The organism is Enterobacter sp. JS8-1 (assembly GCF_049187015.1).
GTDB classification, from domain to species: domain Bacteria; phylum Pseudomonadota; class Gammaproteobacteria; order Enterobacterales; family Enterobacteriaceae; genus Enterobacter; species Enterobacter mori.
This window is the reverse complement of sequence record NZ_CP185807.1, coordinates 58391-78508: the sequence shown is the minus strand read 5'-3', so window position 1 is coordinate 78508 and position 20118 is coordinate 58391. Positions and strand designations below refer to the sequence as shown.

The following is a 20118-nucleotide window of genomic DNA, read 5'->3' as shown; positions in this document are numbered from 1 at the left end:
TTCATGCTTTCATGCAATCATTAAGTTGCTTTGTACTTTTTAGTAAGCGAGGTGACAGGCGATTAGAGTGCATATACTTAGATGAAAGGATGAAATAATGATTTCATCCTTTCATGAAGGCGGGGGTCTGAGTGGTTAACCTGGAAATGAAATCATGATTTCATCATTTCATTTTATTGCGATACATTTCATATCCTGCAAGGAGCATATCTGTCATCGATATTCCCTGTTCTGCCGCGTAAGCTTTCATCTCTTTATGCTTAGATACCGGCACTTTGATTTGGATAGGTTTAACCGACGAATCCGGCGCAGCTCCCTTTCCGGTAACATCCAGAGTTGGCTCATCCTCCTTAGGAGGCGCAAGTTTTATTGATTTTCCTGGGGCTTTCATAGAACTCCTCATATCCAAAATAATGAAATCTTTAAATCATGCTATCATGAATTAATGATATCATGAATTTCTTCGATCATTTGTTTTGCTGTTTCGTTTAAGGATTTGAAAGGAGTTTCATGGAGGGCACGCCCCGCATCCAGAGCCTCACCGTAACTGGTTTTGAATGGAATGATTGTATTGAGAACTTTGAAGCCCCACGCCTTGATAGTCTCCTGAGCTTTTTCGCCCTGTGACTGAGATGGTGACTTTGCGACAATGAATACGATTTTGCTTTTCTCAATGCCCTTTTTAATCAATTCGCGGGCAAGTTCCAGAGAGGGTTCCAGATCATCAATTGTGGTCCCAGTGGTTATGATAACGAGATCAGATTCATCAGCCACATCCAGTGATGTTGTCTCTGCTGCAGGACGACCATCGATGATAAGCAAATGGCAGCTATCTTTCATTTTGACAGCTGTATCTACCCGGCGGTAAAGAGCGCAGTCAATTTGGCTTAGACCATTGTTCTCGCGTCGTTCTGTCCACTTCAGAGAGGTTTGTTGCTTCGTGTCTATGTCCGCCAGATGAGTCTTCCATCCAGCTTCAGTAAACCCAACAGCAAGTGTTCTGGCTTTGGTACTTTTTGAACCTCCGCCTTTCTGACCAACGATCGATATAACCTTTCCCATATATACCACCTTCATTAAATCATGATTTCATTAAACACATACATCCCACTTCTCATATTGCCCAAAATCGAACAACTTAACAAGATGAAATCATGATTTAATGATATAATTATAGCATGATTTACGTAACTGACTGATAGTAATACATTACCAAACAATGAAAGCATGATGTAATGATTTCATGATTAAGTGCGCGAGGATAGTTTATGAAACAGTACACATTGAAAATCTACTTTGGAGATAACTCTGCGCCTGCTTATTTTGGTGGCGACAGGCAGGATGATTCATCGAATACGACACCGTTCCAGGTGGCTCTTAAAAAGTCGCGAGACTGTAATTCATATGCCGCTTGCTTATGTACGGGTAAAGAATTGCCACTCTCTGTGAGGCTCAGAGTGGAGAAACATCATTTAGCTCGATTCCCACTCACGGGTATAAAACACAGAGAGGACTGCAGATTCTATAGTAGCCTCAGTCCTGAAGGGCCGCAGGGGTGTTATACACAGGACGCATTGAAAGAGAAGCCGGATGGAACAATCAATATTAAGCTTGATTACCCGTTGCAGGTAACCGGTCCGTCAAGTCCCATAGATAGTTCTCTGCGTTCTGGTGATGCTTCACGGAACAATAAACGCGACACTGTTTCTATTCTTGGTCTTCTACATTTTCTCTGGGAGACAACCAGCTATAACACATGGGTACCTAAAATGGACGGTATGCGTTCATCCACCAAACTGGGTTATCACTTGTTTAAGCAGGCAGAAAAGATAGAAGCAGGCAAAACAAAGTTATCTGACGTTCTGCTCACTCCGGCCTACACGAACTCCAGCGATAGCAGAAGAAACAGCATGACTGTCGAACGTGCGAAAGTTAATAAACAACGTCTTGTAGTTATTGCTGAGCTTGCAAAGTTCTCTGAAAGTTACATGGATGGATTAAATCGACTTCCTGTACGTGACTTTTCCGGCATGCCTTTTCTGGGACTTGATGATGCCAGATGGAAGTCTGCGTTAGACAGATTTCCAATTGCGGTGAATGGCTGGATAAAAGGTATGAAGGTATTTGTAATAGCTGTTACGGATGTTCCTGGCGCAAAATCAGCCCAGGTGAGACAGCTGGCCCTGATGATGGTGAGTGATCGCTACATACCGCTTGATTCATTGAATGAAGGGGCGTTTGAACAAAAGCTGTTCGAGCTGGAGCGATCGTTTTACAAACCCTTACGTTATGATTCATCCACTCATGAATATCTCGCGGATTTTTGCCTCACTGATGTTTCTACAGATAACCATTTACCTATCCCTGTGGAAATATGGGGGATGAATACTCCTGATTATCAGGAGCATCGGATAGTAAAGGAAAGATGGTACAACGCAAATTATGGCGAAACTGGTTGGTTATCATGGGATGCAACTCGAACATCTGTAGACAGTATCGAATCGCTTTTACCCAAGAAAATGAAATCATTGTATCATGATATCATTAAATAATGATTGATGTGCTACTGCCTCTCAAGAGTGCACATTCCCGCAACATTACTTCATTTGGGAAGGTGTTGCCGTCCTGTTCTACTGGCTGGCAAAACGCAGGATTGATACCATATAAGTGAGAGTTGACATGACCAGGTTCACGCGTTCCGCCTAATAGTTGAAATGATGTTCTGATGTAGCAGTCTATCACCTGTAACTATTTGAGTTAAAGGATATAAAATGGGAATTTTATGTGAGAAGTGTGATGCCAATAATGACCCAGATATTGATAGTTATTACAATGGCGTAGTTGAAAACAATTTAACCTCTTACACCTACGCTGCTAAATTTACTTGCTGGCGCTGTAAGCATGAAAATGACGTCACCATTGACACAATCTCATCTGATGAGATTGAAGAAGTGCTTAACTCTCAAATCAGGTATAACTAGTTCTACTAGCTTTTATCTTTGGCCGCGAATGCGGCCATATTTTAATGGTGATTTAAATGAATAACTTTTTGTTTTATGCATCTTGTATATATAGGTGCTGGAATAATTGCCTATTATCTGTTTCTTAAAAAAAACTAAGGGCGCGCCAGCTTGTAACATTAGATATAAACTGACTACTTAAAACTTACCCTTCAACATGGCCACCGCCTCATCGCCCGGCATCTGGAACTGCACCCGGTGACGTGCAGCCACATCGAGAGCAAACACCTTCGTATAAACTTCCGTTGAGCTAATCGACTTGTGTCCCATCAGGCTCTGCAGCACCTTCAGCGGGATGCCGGCATACAGCATGTGCATCCCGTAGCTGTGCCGGAACGTGTGCGGGGTGACCGGCACCGAAAACGTCACCCCGTCGGCGGCAGCCGCATCAACGGCTTCACTTATCCAGGTCCGGACCGTCCTGTCGGTGATTTCCCAGATGCGTGCCTTCTCGGTTCTGCCGGTGCGTTTATTACGGCGCTCCAGCGGAATTTTCAGGGTGGCCACCATCATTTCCAGCTGGCGGGCATACTGCGGATCGGAAAGCGGAACCAGACGATGCGCCTGACTGCCGGCAGGCGAGCGGCCGGCCGTTCGGGCCGCCTTCTCCGCCCGCTGCTTGAGTGTGGCCAGCTGCACGAACGGGTAGGGCGGCGCCAGAGAAAAATCACTCCGTGTCAGGGCCAGCGCTTCGTTAATGCGCGCGCCGGTATTCCAGAGAGTGGCCAGCAACATCTTGCGGTGGAGATCGGGTACATAGTGGAGCAGGGCACTCACTTCCGGCGCCAGCAGATATTTCGGCAGTTCGTCCTGAACGAGCGCCATCTGGCGCAGTGCCAGCGCGGCCGGGTAATCGATGGCCACCGGCAACTGAGCAGAGGAAAAAGCCCCGCTATGGCCTGGCAGTGCTGGCATCATTTTATGCCTCCATTGTCATGCAGCTGCTCTACAAGCTCACCGGCTGCCTGCGCAGCCATTATTTTCCGGTTCACTCCGGCTTATCCTAATTTGCCAAACAACTGAGACAGTTCATCAAACATCATCAGATGACGGGTACGCTTTCCGCGAAAGATACGTCTCATCATCGGCGTGAAATCCGCAGGCTCCCAGCCATAGGGCCACGTATAGAAGATTCCGGCTTTCAGCGTGTTATCAGGTCGCCCTGGGCCAGCGACGATACGTCTGACCTCCCTGCTCAGCGCCTCACCGCGCAGGCCGTACTGGCCCAGGTAACGACGCAGCCGCGTTCTCGGCATCCGCGGATCGGATTTCACATAAGGATTTGTATCCATAAACTGCGAAACGTTGATGATATTACTGCCGTACTTTCGCATGGTGCTGAAAGCGGTGGCCATCACGTCCGTTTCTGTCTGTGGTTCATCATCGGTTCTGTTCATCTGGTTTCCTGTTAACCGGGTTAAGGGTTGTTGCGTTGTCCGATCGTCTAAGCTGACGCGGTATCATCCTGCAGCGACCGGAAGGCAAGCAGGGCGTCCGTCCTGGAGAGCAGCTCGGTACAGTCCCCGCGCTGCGGGTCGATCTCTTCATCTGTGGCCTCGTTATAGCGCATACGCAGCCGCCATCCCGTCACGGGAGGCGCGTTCTGTATGGCCAGCACCATCCCTTCCGGCGACAGCAGTTCACGCAGCGTGTAGCAGGCGCCGATCCGGGTCGAATCCCGCAGCCACATTACGGGGTACTCACTGACCAGCTGGTCATACACACATTCCGGCGTATGGAAGTAATTCCCGTCCGCCCTGCATAAATCGCACATAATCCTTCCTTTAATGAGAAATCCCGCCTAACACTTGTTACTTTTATCGCAAATCTTCTGGAGCACCCAGTTCAGTGAACACACTGTATTGTTTCACAATGTCATCATTTAACTCTTCATCTGAAGGGGGAGTAATCCAGTTAAGATCCCGGGGTAAGCACTTTGGTGTGATACCTGTGTACTCCCACGCACCTTTAGTAAGATTCAGTACAGCAAGTGCCCGCCCTGAGCCTGAAATAATTACAGGCTGATCTTTATAGCGAATGGTCACTCTTGAAACTCTGTGCTGTGGAGGAATTGGGTTTCGCTTAATCCATAAACGAGGATGCCCACATTGAGTTGTCAGGTAATGCCATACATCCTGAATATCCTTATGCATTATTTATTTCACCTCAAATAGTCACTCAAAGTAATTATGACGGGCGGCAGATCTGTCTGCGCACAACCCTGCGTCTGTCACCCGGATGATTTTCCCCTGCCGTCATCATTTTCAGGCTGATAATAAGCAGCCATATAGCCACGTCGTTAAATTACTGGATGGCCGTTTCGGTGTGATCCGATTTTTTGCGTATTTAACAGTTTCCGGAAGTGTACCACGCACACGAAATAAGCAAAGCGGCAATATCTGCCCCTGCGCGCCGGGTCACGGGGAAGAGAGAAAACACAACATATAGCGTCACTGGCAGCTGATAACACCGCTACATCTTGTGTCAGTAGGCCGCAGCGCGCCGGGCGGTTCGCTCAGATCCGGAACCACCAGAAATCGGATCTGCCCGGAAAAGAAGGAAGTGCCATGGTGTTTATGTTGCTATGTAGAAGCAAAATTGAACGTGTAGCATATTTACTACATAAGTATTTAATGGTAAAAAATAACACACAGGAAAACAGGAGAGCATATAAGATGGCAGCCATAAACATAAAGATAGATGATGTACTCAAGGATGGCGGAGATGACGTTCTGCGGGAGCATGGTCTGAACACAACGCAGGCTATTACACTTTTCTGGCAGTACCTCGTCCAGCACCGAAGGCTGCCTTTCATCGCTGAAACCAGACTTTTCACAGCAACCGATCTTACCCTGGCCATTGCCACCCAGTATGGCGATGCGCTCAACCAGCTGCATAAAATCCAGGACATGCTCAGTTCCGGCGCGACAGAATTCGCTGAACTTGCCGCCGCGAAACTTGAGCTCTCCCGTCATGCTGCAGCCATTCAGCAGAATGGCTGGCGACTGGAGTCCCTGCCCGAGGACAATGATTTATCAGCCTCAGCACGGCGGATGCTCCCCCGCATTCACTACCACCTGACCGGATGTGACTTTGCCTTGTCGGCTTTACCGGCAGAACTGCCTGTACCCACTCGGATAGTGAATGAGTTTGGCATCTCGCTGAAGGTGTTCGAAACTGAGTTTTCTAGGCTGCAGGCGGTACTGCGTGATTCAGGCCTGCTGGCACGCCCTGAGCCGCTGCGTGAATTTGTTTACCGGGACGACAACGTCATGATATCGGTCATACAGCAGCATGATTATCACCACGGGGCATGGATTGTGCGGATGCAGGCCAGAACCCTGGAACATGAAAATGCCCTGGAGGATGCCGGCCTGACGTTCCCGGAACTGGAGGGCAGGGTGTTTCTGCCCGGTAGCGTGTACGGAAAAGCGGTACGCAATTCGCAGACCGGAAAATATGAGATGGGATTCCGGTTTCTCTCCGGCGTCACAGAGTTTCATATGTACTCCAGCGGGCACGAGGAGGACAGGAATCCAACCTCAGCGGATCAGGTGGCGGCCAGCCTCGCCGTAACGGTGGACACTTATCTTGTAACGTTGCTCCATGAAATGGCCGGCAAAAATTAACCCCGGAGATAAAAAATGAATAATAACCACGGTATTCCTGACCATCTTTTCAATGATCATACTGGTGCATACAAAAATTCCACGACTCTCGCCACTTATATTCATCTGATTATGAATAAGATAGAGTCTGATTACGGTCCGCGTGACAGGAACTGGTGGTTGGCTGGAGTTGAGTTTCATGAGGGCGTCCCACAAGTCTGGTACCCTGAATCCGATGTAAATTCGGTTAGTGGTTCTATTGTCATAATGCTAGGGGCAAAAACCTTTACGGATGTCAAACGCGCCGTCTATCAGCTTGCCCACGAATGCGTCCATACGCTGAGCACGGTGATCGGCGTAAAGGCACCGGTACTTGAAGAAGGGCTGGCCACCGCCTTTTCTGAAGACATCATTGAACAGTGGTTCGGCGATACTGACAAGAAGGCCTACACTGATGATGTTCGTTACCGTGATGCGGCTGCAAACGTCCGCACGTTATTGCAGCTGGAACCGGATGCTATCAGGCGCCTCCGGGAAAAAGAACCTGCGTTCAAGCGGATGACTGCAGCAACGTTTTCTGACGCAGGTCTGGACCAGATCCCGCAGCCGCTGATTAATGAGCTGCTACGGACTTTTTAAGTCACCGGATGCAGTGTTTACTGCCCTCCCCGCCGGCAGCCGGCGGCTGGGGAGAGATCCTGCGAGGGGTTGCCCATGCCCCCGGAAACCCCTCTTTATACAGCCTGGTGCGTATCATTTTGACCCGCTCATTACTGATGTTATCGGTATCGAGTGATACCGTGACCAGTATTGCCAGACTGGCGTCGGTGAGGGTAAAGCGGGCCGGAAGTTTCCAGCAGCTGCTCCGGGCTGTTTCAATGCCTTCAAACAGCACCCGCAGGTAGTCCGGCACGGCTTCCCCTCTGCCGTCGACAATAGCTTTCTCGCTCCGGTGTAAAAATTCGGCTTCAGGAATGTCCCTGGCGGCGACGTTGAGGATCTGTTCAAGAGAGGGCCAGTATTTGCCGTCATACTGGCTGCGCAAGGCGTCGAGAGGATCACGCAAATACGAATGATAGTGCCCGTTCTGCGCTGAGGCCATCTCAATCAGATCGACAATGTGCGTCGTGCGCTCCAGTGAAAAGGCGTTACGATTGAGTATCTGGCCCTGCTCTGTCAGCAGCGCAGACAACGCTGCCGCCTGCGCGGCGATTTTCTCATTCAGCTCGGTCAGCCTGCGGTAGTCAGCTTTCAGCCGGCTGTTATGATCCTGAGTGCCATACGCTCCCGCAAAAAAAATCTGCTCCAGCAGGGTGTGGCACTGCTGCCAGCTGAGCCGCTGCTGCGCAATGTTTTCCCATACCGGCATCATTTCTGTTTCACGGGAAATAAGCCTGTCCAGCAACGGCCAGTGCGGTTTTCGCAGCGAATGTTCGTGGAGGTCATCACGGTATGCTTTAAGTGTATTAAGCACGTCATCGGCAGTACGGGTATGCAGGTAATGCATGTCTTTTCCTCATCAGGTCCGGTTCCGGCAATTATGTCCGGGCACCACGCGATTGTCGGTAACGCAGGAGAGAAATATTTACTGGCGCTGCGTTACTTCGCTTCCGGCTCAACATCTTTTCGGATCTCAGGAGTGGAGAAGAATGATTATTGCCGGAAAGTCACAAAGTCCTGATGATTGTTGCGGTGAGGGGATTATTGCGTTAAATGCAAAGTTAACAGCATAGAAATACGTAAATAGCAACAATGAGAAAAGCCTGCTTCCCCCACAGCAGCAGCGTGCTGTGAGGGGGAGCAACTACCCGACTACAGTTTTCATTTCATGATGCGTCTTCACCAGGTAAGGCCTGGGAACTGACAGAGTCTTTGCGTAGTGTAAAGCGGACCTTAATCTGACCACGGAAAACGGCTTCTCCTTCATACTGATAATGCAAAGCGATTTTAAGGGGGTTGCCATCAACCGCTTCAGCATTAAAAGTGAAAACGTTCTCTCCCTCATTTTTGATTTTGTACTCTTCAAAATAGTTTTTATTCACAAGCACGGCATCAATGGCATCAAAGTGAGGCCTGATATAGATCGAACAGCTTTTTTCTTTTCCACGGATCTGAACCTTTCTGTCTTCGTCATAAAACAATATATCTTCTTTACCCTCGACACTATCTATAGTATTCGCTCTGTACTCATTAAATTGATCCCATAATCTTTCATCACCCACAATGAGATAGTCACCTTCCTGGAGGTCATCGTAATCATGGACCACATTCATAAGTTCGGTGAACGACGTCACATCAATATACCGTTGAGCGGGTTGGCGACTCAGTAAATCTAACAAATCAAGTACGTGCTCGTCGATCAATGCGGATGCGCAATTTTCTTCAAATCCGTGTATCTTGCGAGAAAAATTGTCAGTCACATCCTGCTTATCCATGGAGAAAAAGATGCGCCTCATTATATTGCTGTTCTCTACAGGGGCGGGTGTAATATTTCCAAACAGAGAAAACAATATTTTTTTGCTTAAATTTTTTGTAAAAATTTCAGAGATAATACTTCCAAAGCTATCCAGAATTGTACTGCTGACTGGAGAGTGTATTATTTCTTGCTGAATATGATTGGTAAAAAGGTCCAGATACTCTTGTATCAAGTCAGACACTTTCTGTTGTTTTTCGGTAAAAGCATCGTCAGCAACAAAAGCTGCACAGGTCAGTTTATTGATGGCGTTATGCAGTGATGCAAGATTACTTACGATTTTCTGCAGAAACTGATATGGTAATAGATTAGAAGCAACAATTGCTTTCATTTTAGGTGAAACAGAATTTGTATCGCCGCAACGCAATACAGACAACTCCGCTATCTGAGGAATGAGATCCTCAATTCCCCCGAGGCGTCTTCCCATATAGGTTCGCCCGCTTACCAGGCTTTTACCATGTGCTGATGATAATTTCCTTATAATTTTTCCGGGTGAATTTAATGCCTCATCGCGGTCAGCTTTATTCCAGATAAGCAAACGGATAAAAACGTCGATGATGTCTGAACTTCTGGTCAATTTTTCAGATAAACGTTCAAAACTACCGGTGTTTTCGACAAGGCTCCCGTCAAGCAGAGTGCGGACAGCAAACTGACATTTTGGGTTTTGAAAGGCATCGGGTTTGCTAATGATAAAAGCAGCTGTTAAGAGTCGAAGATCTGTCAGTGTATTCTTGTAGAACGAGTCCTGGAGTTGCGAAAGTTCAACCGGTCTTCTTAATGGCGTATTTTCTGGACTGAAAACAATTTCGCCATCCAGAGTTGCCTGTGTAACGATAAACTCCTGCCAGATCAACAGACCCGAGTGATGACTTTTATAAGAACCTCGGGCTTTATGGAACCAGCGGTTCATTAAGTCCACCGCCCAGTCAACAGAGCCTGACTCGCCGGACAGCACTGCACATGTGACTATGCCGGGTAACATGAACAGGTGCTCTTTCAGAGAGTCATGGTATAACTGCTGACCACCTGTTTTTCTGGATATGTATTTCAGACCATCAGGCCACGCTTCCCAGATTTCGACAAAATCCCTCAAAAGGGCCTCATAACTCTGACGCTGTGTTAAATCAAGTCTCCCCGTGTTGGCATGGCCCCAGCGCACGAGAATGTCCCACGAATAAAAGGTATACCTCAAAGCAAGTTGTATTTCTTTGAAGGAAATGCTTTCTCTTTTAGAACACAGCATTCCTGGAATATTCATACACTTTGTATAAAACCTCTCAGATACATCAATGCGTATAACTGCCTGCCGGAAAAGCTGATAAAGCTCTGTATATAATTTATCAGTAAAACTACGATCCAAAAAAATGTCATCTGATAATAACAAAAGATTATCTGTCTGCTGCCCTTGCCTGAAATTAAATCCGTCTGTAAAAATTGTTATGTCACGACAGAATCCTTCAACAGCCTCGTCAAAAGCATTGATATCAGTACTGGCTAACGCATCTATGGTATCACCCAAAAGCCCTTTGATTATTCTGTCTGTTGCGATATGACGTTTAGTAGCAATGCCTGAGCGGAAACAACGTGTTAATAAATTTACCAGGACATGGTCTGACTCGATATTTTTAATTTTAAACAGGGGTAGGGTATCGAACTCATCCCGGCTATCCAGCTTCGAAAACAACGCAATCGCTATTTGTTTTTTCTTTAAGTGACCATACATATTTATATGCCATAGAATAATCTTCAATGGCCGCACATAGATATCTTTAATGACTTCCTGCTTTGAAGATTCACTACTGATAACTGAGAAATCTTTTTCGAAAGAATAATCCTCAAAGGTCAGGTTGCTAAATTTATCATTTTTGATAATTTGGCTTTCAACCGGCTTGTTTAAAAAAATGTTATGCAGTTGACTTTTCACATGCGCTGATAAGATATCGGCAGTGAGATAGCGTAACACCATTCTTTCGCGTTTTTCATCGTCAAGCACACTGAGGCTTTGCACAAAGAACCAGACAGAAAGTGCAATGTTAAGCATCATCCATATAATACTTATCCCACAAATTATCGCGTAGTTATAGTTTCCAACGAATGTCCTCAGCAATAATCCGCAGAGCATGAAGCCGGAAAGACATAACCCGCTCAGACCTGCCAGCATGAATCCAGAATAGGTCTGATAAGCTGCGTGTACGATTTTCCGGGCTGATTTCCTCTGAAATATCACACTGACAAGGCCAACGACCATGGGATAAACAATACCTATAATGGTAAGCTGTCCCCCCAGGAGGTTTATCTGGGCGTCAAACAGGGTGTACCACTCAGGAAACCACTCAGCTATAAATGGTTTTATATAACTTTTACCTGAGACCATTACAAAGAAAATGGCCGCAAAAAATGATATCAATATAAGCATTGCCTTAACGTAATGCCTTGAACCTAAGACCAGTATTTTTTCAAAGCCGTTCCATTTCAGTGCCATGTAAGATTGATTTACATGAATGTTTTCACGGATGAACTTATCTGTCTGGTAGCTAATGCTGTCTAGGATTTTTTTAAGCATATTGGCTCATTAATATAAATATTATTGTTTATATACTGTGATAGAGAAAGGTCATATAACTCAGTCACTTTAGCATCACACGCCTGGATTTTCTTCCATCAAACACACTGTTCGGCAGCTTACGCATTCGTCTGTTTGACTCATCACTCATGGCAGGCTGTAACTGTGTCTCAGGGGAGTAACTTTCCGGTTTAGCATCTTTCCGGATCTGCGCGGCGGGAATCCTTCAAGAGATATGATAATCAAGAAAATAGTATAAAATCATACTGAGTGTGATATTTATCATTATTCATATAATCAAACCTGATATGATGTTTATACAATAAGTGATAAATAACACTGAGTATGATTTTACACTTAACCTGACAATTTCAGACGGAGCGTGCAGGATGGATGAGAAAGGCGTAAATTTTTCACTCAGCTATGAACAGCTGGCCGCGACAACAACAGAGGTCATTGAAGCTATCAAAAAGCGCCAGGATCAGACGACGGCAGAGAAAATTTCCAGTGTGGACGCTGTCATATTTCTGTGGTCTGAGCTTGCTAAAGCAGGGGCATCCGACTTCAGCCCGATACAGGCTGACCTCCGTCGTTTTCAGGAACATGTAGCCGGAATGAAAGAATGAATGGAACGGTAAAAAGCCGACGCCCGTCACCGCTGCAGCGGCGAGTGCTGATTGTGCTGGCTGCCCTCGGTGCGAAACGTCCTGGGCCGGTGGCCACACGGGATATTGAGCGGGTGCTGGAGCAGGGCGGGGACGCCCCGGTGTACGGACCGAACCTCCGTTCCTCCTGCCGTCGCATGGAGGCCGCGGGCTGGCTGCGCACCCTGCGCGCCCCGAACATGCAGCTGGCCGTTGAGCTGACGGACGCCGGCTGTGAGCTGGCCGCCCCGCTTCTGGCTGACGAACAGGCGCGCGTTCTGGCAGAGCAGCGCGCGACGGCGGTCCGGGTTCTGCCCCTGGTCCCGCGCAGCCAGACAGAGGGAGCTTACGATCGGCCGGTGATACTGGACGACCGCTGGCACCTGGCGTGCCGGGGTGACTACGTTATCCGTCTTGACGGCACCACCTGCCTGCAGCTGTGGGACACGGGCGGGCATCAGACGCGCCTGGAAGGCGATCCCCTGCAGGTCGCCGCCTGGCTGAAGGCCTGCCACGATGCGGGGATTGCGGTCCGGGTGCAGATCAATGAGAGCACCACGCCGGAGGCGGGCACGCTGAACGTTACCGCGCCGGCAGACCAGACGTCCTCCTGGTTACACCAGCTGGAAGGCGCGCTGCAGGCGCAGGGGATCAGCGGTCTGAATGAGGAGATCAGGATGGCAATGATCATGCCCTGCGGCGCACTCCGCGACCTGCCGCCGCCGGCGCGTCTGCTGCACGTTCTGCGCGAGAGCCCGGAGGCGTTCCCGCTTACGGCTGCCGGGTATGAGGAAGACACGGAGGCCGCGCTGGCCGGCCTGCTGGCGCGTGCAGGGTTCACCGGAGACCAGACGCAGGAGCTGCTTTGGAACCGCATCCGCTGGCCGCAGATGAGTCAGGAAGACGCTGACCGGCGCGAACTGAACAGCCTGCTGGACGAACTGGAGCAGCGCCAGCTGTACTGCAACCGCGAGCAGCTGACGGAGATTGTGTTTTCACCGGTCCGCAGACCTGACGAGCGCTGGACGGAACGTCTGCAGTGGCTCCTGATGACGGACGGATTCGGGTTCCGGAGTCCGCTGTCCCGTGACGCAGCCGCCCGGGCGCTGACGATCCTGGCCAGTTACATGGGGCGGGAGGTGGCGGAACATATGGCTAGGGTGATTGTGTGGAACGACGCCGGAGCTGTGGCCGGTGCGTCTTCATTCCCTCACCTGCATGAGGAATAGAAAATTGCCTGAAAATACTTCTATTTACATATCAATTATTGCCATGGTAATTGCATCAACCGCAGTGCTGATCAGTATTCATACATGGAGAAGAGAGAAGATATACAAGATAATATTTAAAAAGCTGAAGAATGGAGAGGAGCTGAATGACATGGAAAGTTTGCTCCTTCAGAAGCTTCGTAAACCGGCTCGAAAATCATTAGTGCGCATAAAGAATATGACAAAATAGATGCTGAAACTGCCAGCATGGAGTAAACCCTATGCAGATTAAACCTATTAAAACTGAACAGGATTATGAAGCCGCATTACGCGCTGTGGAGCCTATGTTTGATAACGAACCTCCTGCCGATGCCCCGGAAGGAGATTTTTTTGAAATCATGTGCGTGTTGATTCATGAATACGAAAACAAACACTTTCCTGTCGAAACCCCAGACCCGATTGAAGCTATTAAGTTCAGGATGGAACAGCAGGAACTGACGATAAAAGATCTTGAGCCGGCAATTGGAAAAGCTAATCGGGTCTATGAAGTGCTTAACCGAAAACGTAATCTGACGCTGCCCATGAGCAGAAAATTGCATTCAATGTTTGGCATTCCTTTAAAAAGCCTTGTTGGAGGATAAGCCGAGTTGAAATTTACTTGCTTAATAACCGCAGTGTATACAACCCGGGAGAACGAATAATGAAACGGAAGTTTTGCTCGCTGATCCTGTTCGTTGTGGCGTTTTCGGCCAGTGCAGATTTCAGCGGCCGGATTGTGCGCGTGCTGGACGGGGATACCGTTGAGATACTTGAGCCAGGAAACCAACTGACGCGCATTCGTCTGGCCGGCATCGATGCGCCGGAAAAGAACCAGCCCTTTGGCCAGCGTTCCCGTCAGGAACTCTCACCGATGGTGGCTCAGCGGCATGTAACCGTCACCGGAAGTGATAAGGATCGCTATGGACGTCTACTCGGTACCGTGTGGCTTGGCGTGACGGATGTGAATGCCGAACAAATACGCAAAGGCCTGGCCTGGGCATACCGGTACTACGGAAAACCCACCCGGCCAGACTACGCTGTTCTGGAGGCCGAAGCCCGTCGTCAGTCAGTCGGACTCTGGTCAGAACCGGGTCAGACAGAGCCCTGGCGCTGGCGTAGTCTGCATCAGGATGGGCTAAAAAAGAATAATGATTAAGGAGATTTCTAAATGACTTTAAAATTAACGGAAAGCAAGCTGGAAATTCTTGTCGATACGTTAAATGCCATTATATGCGGTGAAGTAAATATTACGCGTGAGCAGCGCGAAAATATGGTCAGGACGGTTGCAACCCTTGGTGGGTTAACAGAACGGCAGCGCCTCATCACTGCGGAAAAAGAAGCCAGAAAGCAGGTAAAAGAAGGAAAGGAAAAAAACCACGCCTTCCGGATGAAGTGTTTCCGCGTTCAGGAAAACCGTGGGCACCGGAGGAACTGGACCTTATTCATTCGATTATTGCTGATATTCCGGATGACAGAATTGATGATCATATACTCTGGCTGTCGAAGAAGCTGCAGCGCACCCCTTATGCCATCACCCTGAAAATTGTCAGTGAAGGTCGTATGAACGAGGAATGGGCTAAAGGGTGGAAGCCTGCCGCAAAATCTATTCGTGAAGATTTTGCTCTGGTCAGGGCAAAAACTTCAGCAAACAATACAGATAATTAATGAACGGTCTTAACCCACTCAAAATGAGTCGATAAATTGACTAAGGTTTAGAACGCTAATATGAAAAATTTATTATGAAATTTCCTACTCCACTAAATATAATATTCATGCGGCCGATAATAAGAGTGTAAGAAAGGGGGCGGTGTGAACGATTTTCATAATTTAAGTATTTGTATTCAGAATAAGGATGTGGCAGGCGCAATGCGCGTGCTGCGTGATAAATCAGAATTTGCGGTGCGCAAGATTCTGGAGAAACTCAGGGTCAGGGTCACAACGCAAACCGGCAGGGCATTCTGGCATTATGTTCAGGGCTGGCTGTTAACCGCGTGTCGCCAGGGGAATATACAGCATGAATCGTTCAGTACCCGACGTTCTTCCCACTATCCGGAACGCCAGCCAGCTCAGTCCCGCTGCTCTCGATATGGTCAAGCTTCTCGCACTTCTGGCCATGATTATCGACCACACCAATACGGTGTTTCTGTCGCCAGCCTGGCCGGTGATGTATGCGCTTGGCCGGATGGCCTTCCCCCTGTTCACGCTTATATGGGCGATGAACGTACAGCGCACCCCGGAACGACTGCAGAAGAGAGCCAGTCGTCTGTGGATCTGGGCAGTCATCACGCAGCCGTTGTTCAGCCTGGCCTTCTGCCATCACCAGCCCTGGTGGGCCCTGAACATTCTGTTCGTGTTTGCCGGCGTCACGCAGCTGCTTGCCCTGCAGTACCGGCACGGCCGGAAAGGAATGCTCGCCGGATATCTGCTCCTGTCCCTCATGATTTGGCCACTGCAGCCGGCAAGCTACGGGCTGGCAGGAATAACGCTGGCCATGAGTATGGCAACGGTTTGTGGCAGCGATACACCCGGAGTGCAGCGGCTGGCAGCCATCACAGCCATGCTGTCACTGATTTGTTTAAACGGGTTATCGCATCTCCAGGATATGCCCGCAGAAACATTATTACTGGCCACGCTGCCTACTCTGGCATTCCCCCTGGCAGTGGTTTCCTTCTGCAGGCAAATCTGTCCGGAGGGCCGCAGGCGTTTCATGCCGCGTAATTTCTTTTATTATGCTTACGCCGGTCACCTGGGGATTATTGGTCTGGTACAGTATACTTTCGCCTGATTAGGGAGGACGTGATGGCTATCAGTGAGAAAGAGCTGCTTGAGGCAGGTTTCAGCAAGAGCGAAGTGGACAATTTACAGGGCCGGCTTGCAGCAGGCGGAGGCACCATGCAGCATCTCATCGATGCGCTCTCACGGCGCTTCCGGGTGGCGGTATGGATCACGGTCGCGCTGGTTCTGGTTATGCTGGTCACCCTCATTGCCGGCAGCCGGACACACATTCTTTCCGGGAGCATGAGTTCCCTTGTAGTCCTGATCATTGCCTGGGTAACCTTCCCACCTGCGCTTGGCTGGAAAGCATTCCGCCTGCAGAAGACTATTTCCCGGAAGGCTCGATAGTCAGTAAATCAAGCGCCACTTTGGCTTTAACACCCCATCCCGCAATTTTAAGCGCCATTGCGGGACGTGGTGTGCCGGATGCTTTCCTGAAGAAATCGGGCCTAGTCCAGTACCACAGCCTTTGTGCTTCGGGTTTCAGCCTTAGGCCACACGCGCCGTAGACTTCGCTGAAGAGTGTAACAGCCTTATACGTCCCCAGCCCCTGCTGCCGGCTGAAGCCCAGAAATTCAGCTAATTCCATCGATCCGTCAGCAAATATTCCCTCCGTCTGTTTATCACCGAGGAGATTATGCGCGGCTTCCCGTGAAATCGTATTAAAGCCATTTACGACAATCACTGCGCCGGCCACCACACCCACCGGCGTCATCGAGGACATCATGACGATCCCACCAAAAATGGCCGCCCCGGCCACCACGACGTCGACCGCTGAAATGATGTAACCCACAATTTTGTTCTCGTCCCGGACAACCTTCACCTCGGCATAGAGTTTTGCATAGCCGGTTTTGAGCGATCGGGACTGCTCCAGCAGGCTGGTATTTTCAGCCCGTAAGGCCCACAGAGAGGCCATACAGTCATCATCCGTTTTTGCCCGGCGCGCGGCTTCAAACTGGGCCATGATGAATGCCCTGATCTCATCCACAAACTGAATCCGGATAAAACCATCCTGGAGATGCATAGCCGCCACAGTGTTGGCCGTGTTAACCAGTTTCCGGGCCTCCAGGTTGATCATGGTTTCCGCCCAGGCCCGGGGATTCTGGCCGGGTAAAAGCAACGTGTCCATTTTATCGCCTCGCTTATCTGTTTCTGAAAGCATATTCCCGAAACGATTTTTGACAACAAAAAATGGGCACGCTGCCCTGCAGGACTCACTGATGCCGCATCGCGGTGCCAGCTGAAGCCAGACATGGCGATAATGTTGACGGGCGCCGTGACCGGCGTAAGCCGCTGCGATTTGAAAGGTTCTGCCTGTCCCATCCCTTACCCTGCAAAGCAATATCCATTACCTGAAATGAGTTTTTCGGCATTCTTCTAAGGTAAGGTGTTTTATAGAAAGGTGTACCCGCTTAAAGATAAAAAAGGTCAGAAATTGCTGGGCAGTTTATTTATATTGATGAGTATTCCTCTGCGGACTTCTATGTACCCCCCTTCCTTCAAGGCGGCCAGAATGCGCATGATCCCGCTGCGCGATAACTGCGTTTTGTCGCGAATATAGCGCTCGGCTGTAGTGTTTTCCCTCACTTCAGGCGATTCATTAAAGAGTTCATTAAGTTGTGTACGCACAATATCATAAGTTGATGGAGCAGAAAGCTGTGCACCGGAATGAAAGAGCTTCCCGGCGATCACCATCATATGCTTTGCGACGGGCTCCCAGAGCTGTGCGGAGTTGATGATGTCATGAACAACTGACATCCTAAGGACAGCGATCTCTGAAGGGGTCTGCGTCTTTATGTAAGCATCCATCTCCATCCTGTTCAGATTACCCAGACCGACAAGAGCAGGACCAGAAAAGGTGGAGATCATCCGATCATCGATTCTGCGGTGGACGGTACCGCTTCCTTTCATGATCAGATAACAAAAACACTGCCCCCCCACCTGCAAACATAACCGGCGCCGCGGTAAAATATACTTAACGTCTGCACCCTGCCTGAAGTGTTCAATCAGCAGAGGAGCATAGTCTGAAGGGCGGAGGATCAATGAATGTGAGAGGCCTGTGTTCATAGATTATCTGATAAAGGGAATACTTTACAGGTAAGTATAGTGCTAAAACGAAATTTAATGGTCCCAGTGCAGATCTACCGCTCAGAACCGTAACGGCAAATGTTTAATGTCGACCAGAACTCCGCGGTTAAGCACAACATAACCGGCTTCCCGTAGTTCAGCAAGGATACGCATTATCCCGCTTCGCGAGAGATATGTCCTGCTTTTAATGTAATTAGCTGCCGTAATGTTGTTTCTAATCCGATCCGATTCTTTCATTAGTTCCTGAAGCTGATAACGGATTATTTCGTAGGAAGACATCTGGGAGATGAACGTACAATGCTCGTAAACCCGGGATGCTGTATAAATAAGGAGTTTACATAAACTTTCCCATAATCCAAAGCTCTCAATCAGCAAATTAAAGCGCTCCAGAGGCATTCGACTCATAGTAGCATTTTCATTAACCCTGATGTAAAGGTTTTCTGTGTTGAAGAACTGATTGCTCACTCCCAGAATAAAAACGGCCTGTTCTGTGTTAAGTACCATTCCGTCCCCTCTACGGTTAAGAGTAACGCTGCCCTCATGCAACATGTAGCAGATACGTTTTCCCGCGTAAAGATAACGCAAAATCTCACCCTTACTCGCATTAAAAGACGTGCCAAAGGGAGACGCCTGTTCAATTATTTTCTGTATATCTGCTGTAGGTTTAAATTTCTGCGAAGATGTAATCTCATACATTTCTTCTGCTGAAAATCGAGTATTCATAGAGTTAACTCCTGGAAGTCTGTGGGGATTCATAGGTGTCTTCGGAATTATCGTTCCAGTAAAAAAGGAAAGACATATTTCAGTAGTGCCATAATGGACTATTGCATTAACGAAAACGTAACATCCGAAATATATCAAGGTATGGCGGTAAGGTATTGCGTTAATTAATTGTGATTAAAAAAGTCCAAAAAGAGACTAAAAATAAATTGTAATAAAACATACGGCAGCATAAATTCTAAGCAGCAAGTTAAGAGGTGAAAGCGAAATAATGGTCAAACCTGTTTTCACCCGGCGAACTGCTTTGTCGGAAATAAAAACAAGAGAAGTATCGGCTGGATTATATTCCAACGGAATGTGCTTGTCTGAATTTCAGTAATATATAAAGTTAACATAGATTAAGGATTAAATTTCATGAAAAAAACTATCATTGCTGCAACATTAGCTACGACTGCTACACTGTTCATGTCTAACGCATTCGCTTCTGCTGGCACTGTTAATTTCAACGGTGAAATTCTGGACGCAGCGTGCAGCGTTGACGTTGGTTCTCAGAACCAGACCGTTGAGCTGGGCAAATATAACAAATCTGAATTTACCGCCGCTGGAGACGTAACTGCTGCAACCAAGTTCAACATCGTACTGAAAGACTGCCCAGCAACCGTAACTTCAGCTACCGTACGTTTCGATGGTACGCCAGATACGACTGACTCTACTCTGTTGGCAATCGACAGTTCAGTGGCTGGCGCTGCGACTGGTGTTGGTATCAACCTGATGACTGCTGACATGGCTCAGCTGCCACTGCACGGTTCTAACGGTTACAGCTATACACTCTCATCAACAGCAGACAATACTCTGGATTTCTACGCTCAGTATAAATCTACCGTTGCTTCTGTAACTGCAGGTCCGGCTAACTCTGTAGCTAACTTCTCTGTGGTCTACAACTAATTTTCTTTGCCGGGAAATTCAGGGGTCGGTCTTTC

The 20118-nt window shown here is 48.3% G+C and carries 23 protein-coding genes; 12 read left to right on the top strand and 11 right to left on the bottom strand.

Features of this window, described 5'->3' with window-relative positions:
• Positions 1 to 163: 163 nt before the first annotated feature.
• Entirely contained in the window at positions 164 to 391 is a 228-nt protein-coding gene (locus ACOQH0_RS24440; protein ID WP_032663682.1) for a hypothetical protein, read from the bottom strand.
• A gap of 44 nt (positions 392 to 435) precedes the next feature.
• Entirely contained in the window at positions 436 to 1062 is a 627-nt protein-coding gene (locus tag ACOQH0_RS24435; protein ID WP_032300957.1) for a ParA family protein, read from the bottom strand.
• A 206-nt stretch (positions 1063 to 1268) separates the two neighbouring features.
• Here ACOQH0_RS24435 and ACOQH0_RS24430 point away from each other — a divergent pair, with 206 nt between their 5' ends.
• Together ACOQH0_RS24430 and ACOQH0_RS24425 are read left to right on the top strand one after the other, a co-directional pair.
• Positions 1269 to 2552 (top strand): DUF1173 family protein, encoded by a 1284-nt coding sequence (locus ACOQH0_RS24430; RefSeq protein ID WP_223563684.1) that lies wholly within the window; start codon positions 1269 to 1271, stop codon positions 2550 to 2552.
• Positions 2553 to 2771: 219 nt separating this feature from the next.
• Positions 2772 to 2981, top strand: coding sequence for a hypothetical protein (locus ACOQH0_RS24425; RefSeq protein WP_045890712.1), 210 nt, complete (start codon positions 2772 to 2774; stop codon positions 2979 to 2981).
• A 177-nt stretch (positions 2982 to 3158) separates the two neighbouring features.
• Here ACOQH0_RS24425 and ACOQH0_RS24420 read toward each other — a convergent pair whose 3' ends face one another.
• From ACOQH0_RS24420 to ACOQH0_RS24405, 4 genes are all read right to left on the bottom strand, one after another.
• Positions 3159 to 3938 (bottom strand): site-specific integrase, encoded by a 780-nt coding sequence (locus ACOQH0_RS24420; RefSeq protein WP_421512512.1) that lies wholly within the window; start codon positions 3936 to 3938, stop codon positions 3159 to 3161.
• Positions 3939 to 4018: 80 nt separating this feature from the next.
• Entirely contained in the window at positions 4019 to 4417 is a 399-nt protein-coding gene (locus tag ACOQH0_RS24415) for a hypothetical protein (protein WP_421512511.1), read from the bottom strand.
• Positions 4418 to 4464: 47 nt separating this feature from the next.
• The gene (locus tag ACOQH0_RS24410) at positions 4465 to 4794 is read right to left on the bottom strand and encodes a hypothetical protein (RefSeq protein WP_421512510.1); all 330 of its coding nucleotides are present in this window, start codon (positions 4792 to 4794) and stop codon (positions 4465 to 4467) included.
• A gap of 43 nt (positions 4795 to 4837) precedes the next feature.
• On the bottom strand, positions 4838 to 5173 hold the full coding sequence (locus ACOQH0_RS24405) for a hypothetical protein (RefSeq protein ID WP_124074497.1): 336 nt from the start codon (positions 5171 to 5173) through the stop codon (positions 4838 to 4840).
• Between the two features lie 522 nt (positions 5174 to 5695).
• Between ACOQH0_RS24405 and ACOQH0_RS24400 the strand changes: the two genes are divergently transcribed.
• Together ACOQH0_RS24400 and ACOQH0_RS24395 are read left to right on the top strand one after the other, a co-directional pair.
• A complete protein-coding gene (locus ACOQH0_RS24400; RefSeq protein ID WP_162734363.1) occupies positions 5696 to 6649 on the top strand; it encodes a type II toxin-antitoxin system RelB/DinJ family antitoxin in 954 nt (317 codons plus the stop codon).
• A 15-nt stretch (positions 6650 to 6664) separates the two neighbouring features.
• Positions 6665 to 7267: a hypothetical protein gene (locus tag ACOQH0_RS24395; protein ID WP_113228082.1), complete on the top strand. Its 603-nt coding sequence runs from the start codon at positions 6665 to 6667 to the stop codon at positions 7265 to 7267.
• Between the two features lies 1 nt (position 7268).
• On the opposite strand, the gene ACOQH0_RS24390 is transcribed toward ACOQH0_RS24395, so the two are convergent.
• Positions 7269 to 8135 carry a hypothetical protein gene (locus tag ACOQH0_RS24390; protein ID WP_421512509.1) on the bottom strand — a complete coding sequence of 289 codons (867 nt, stop codon included), beginning with the start codon at positions 8133 to 8135 and terminating at the stop codon, positions 7269 to 7271.
• Positions 8136 to 8454: 319 nt separating this feature from the next.
• On the bottom strand, positions 8455 to 11664 hold the full coding sequence (locus ACOQH0_RS24385) for a hypothetical protein (protein ID WP_421512508.1): 3210 nt from the start codon (positions 11662 to 11664) through the stop codon (positions 8455 to 8457).
• Positions 11665 to 12053: 389 nt separating this feature from the next.
• On the opposite strand from ACOQH0_RS24385, the gene ACOQH0_RS24380 reads away from it, so the two are divergent.
• From ACOQH0_RS24380 to ACOQH0_RS24350, 7 genes are all read left to right on the top strand, one after another.
• Complete coding sequence (locus ACOQH0_RS24380) at positions 12054 to 12290, top strand: hypothetical protein (RefSeq protein ID WP_421512507.1); 237 nt, start codon at positions 12054 to 12056, stop codon at positions 12288 to 12290.
• Positions 12287 to 13537, top strand: coding sequence for a hypothetical protein (locus ACOQH0_RS24375; RefSeq protein ID WP_421512506.1), 1251 nt, complete (start codon positions 12287 to 12289; stop codon positions 13535 to 13537). Before ACOQH0_RS24380 ends, ACOQH0_RS24375 begins: the two co-directional genes overlap by 4 nt.
• Before the next feature lie 260 nt (positions 13538 to 13797).
• Positions 13798 to 14157: a helix-turn-helix domain-containing protein gene (locus ACOQH0_RS24370; protein WP_421512505.1), complete on the top strand. Its 360-nt coding sequence runs from the start codon at positions 13798 to 13800 to the stop codon at positions 14155 to 14157.
• A 59-nt stretch (positions 14158 to 14216) separates the two neighbouring features.
• Positions 14217 to 14711: a thermonuclease family protein gene (locus tag ACOQH0_RS24365; protein WP_421512504.1), complete on the top strand. Its 495-nt coding sequence runs from the start codon at positions 14217 to 14219 to the stop codon at positions 14709 to 14711.
• Between the two features lie 236 nt (positions 14712 to 14947).
• Positions 14948 to 15220 (top strand): hypothetical protein, encoded by a 273-nt coding sequence (locus ACOQH0_RS24360; protein WP_421512503.1) that lies wholly within the window; start codon positions 14948 to 14950, stop codon positions 15218 to 15220.
• Between the two features lie 349 nt (positions 15221 to 15569).
• On the top strand, positions 15570 to 16340 hold the full coding sequence (locus tag ACOQH0_RS24355; protein ID WP_421512502.1) for a TraX family protein: 771 nt from the start codon (positions 15570 to 15572) through the stop codon (positions 16338 to 16340).
• A gap of 14 nt (positions 16341 to 16354) precedes the next feature.
• Entirely contained in the window at positions 16355 to 16678 is a 324-nt protein-coding gene (locus tag ACOQH0_RS24350; RefSeq protein WP_421512501.1) for a hypothetical protein, read from the top strand.
• Here ACOQH0_RS24350 and ACOQH0_RS24345 read toward each other — a convergent pair.
• From ACOQH0_RS24345 to ACOQH0_RS24335, 3 genes are all read right to left on the bottom strand, one after another.
• The gene (locus ACOQH0_RS24345) at positions 16656 to 17459 is read right to left on the bottom strand and encodes a DUF4225 domain-containing protein (RefSeq protein WP_421512500.1); all 804 of its coding nucleotides are present in this window, start codon (positions 17457 to 17459) and stop codon (positions 16656 to 16658) included. The two genes, ACOQH0_RS24350 and ACOQH0_RS24345, sit on opposite strands and share 23 nt — an antisense overlap.
• 299 nt (positions 17460 to 17758) lie before the next feature.
• Entirely contained in the window at positions 17759 to 18397 is a 639-nt protein-coding gene (locus tag ACOQH0_RS24340; protein ID WP_421512499.1) for a helix-turn-helix domain-containing protein, read from the bottom strand.
• An 81-nt stretch (positions 18398 to 18478) separates the two neighbouring features.
• Positions 18479 to 19141 carry a helix-turn-helix domain-containing protein gene (locus ACOQH0_RS24335; RefSeq protein ID WP_421512498.1) on the bottom strand — a complete coding sequence of 221 codons (663 nt, stop codon included), beginning with the start codon at positions 19139 to 19141 and terminating at the stop codon, positions 18479 to 18481.
• 411 nt (positions 19142 to 19552) lie between these two features.
• Between ACOQH0_RS24335 and ACOQH0_RS24330 the strand changes: the two genes are divergently transcribed.
• Positions 19553 to 20083 carry a fimbrial protein gene (locus ACOQH0_RS24330; protein ID WP_421512497.1) on the top strand — a complete coding sequence of 177 codons (531 nt, stop codon included), beginning with the start codon at positions 19553 to 19555 and terminating at the stop codon, positions 20081 to 20083.
• Positions 20084 to 20118: the final 35 nt, after the last annotated feature.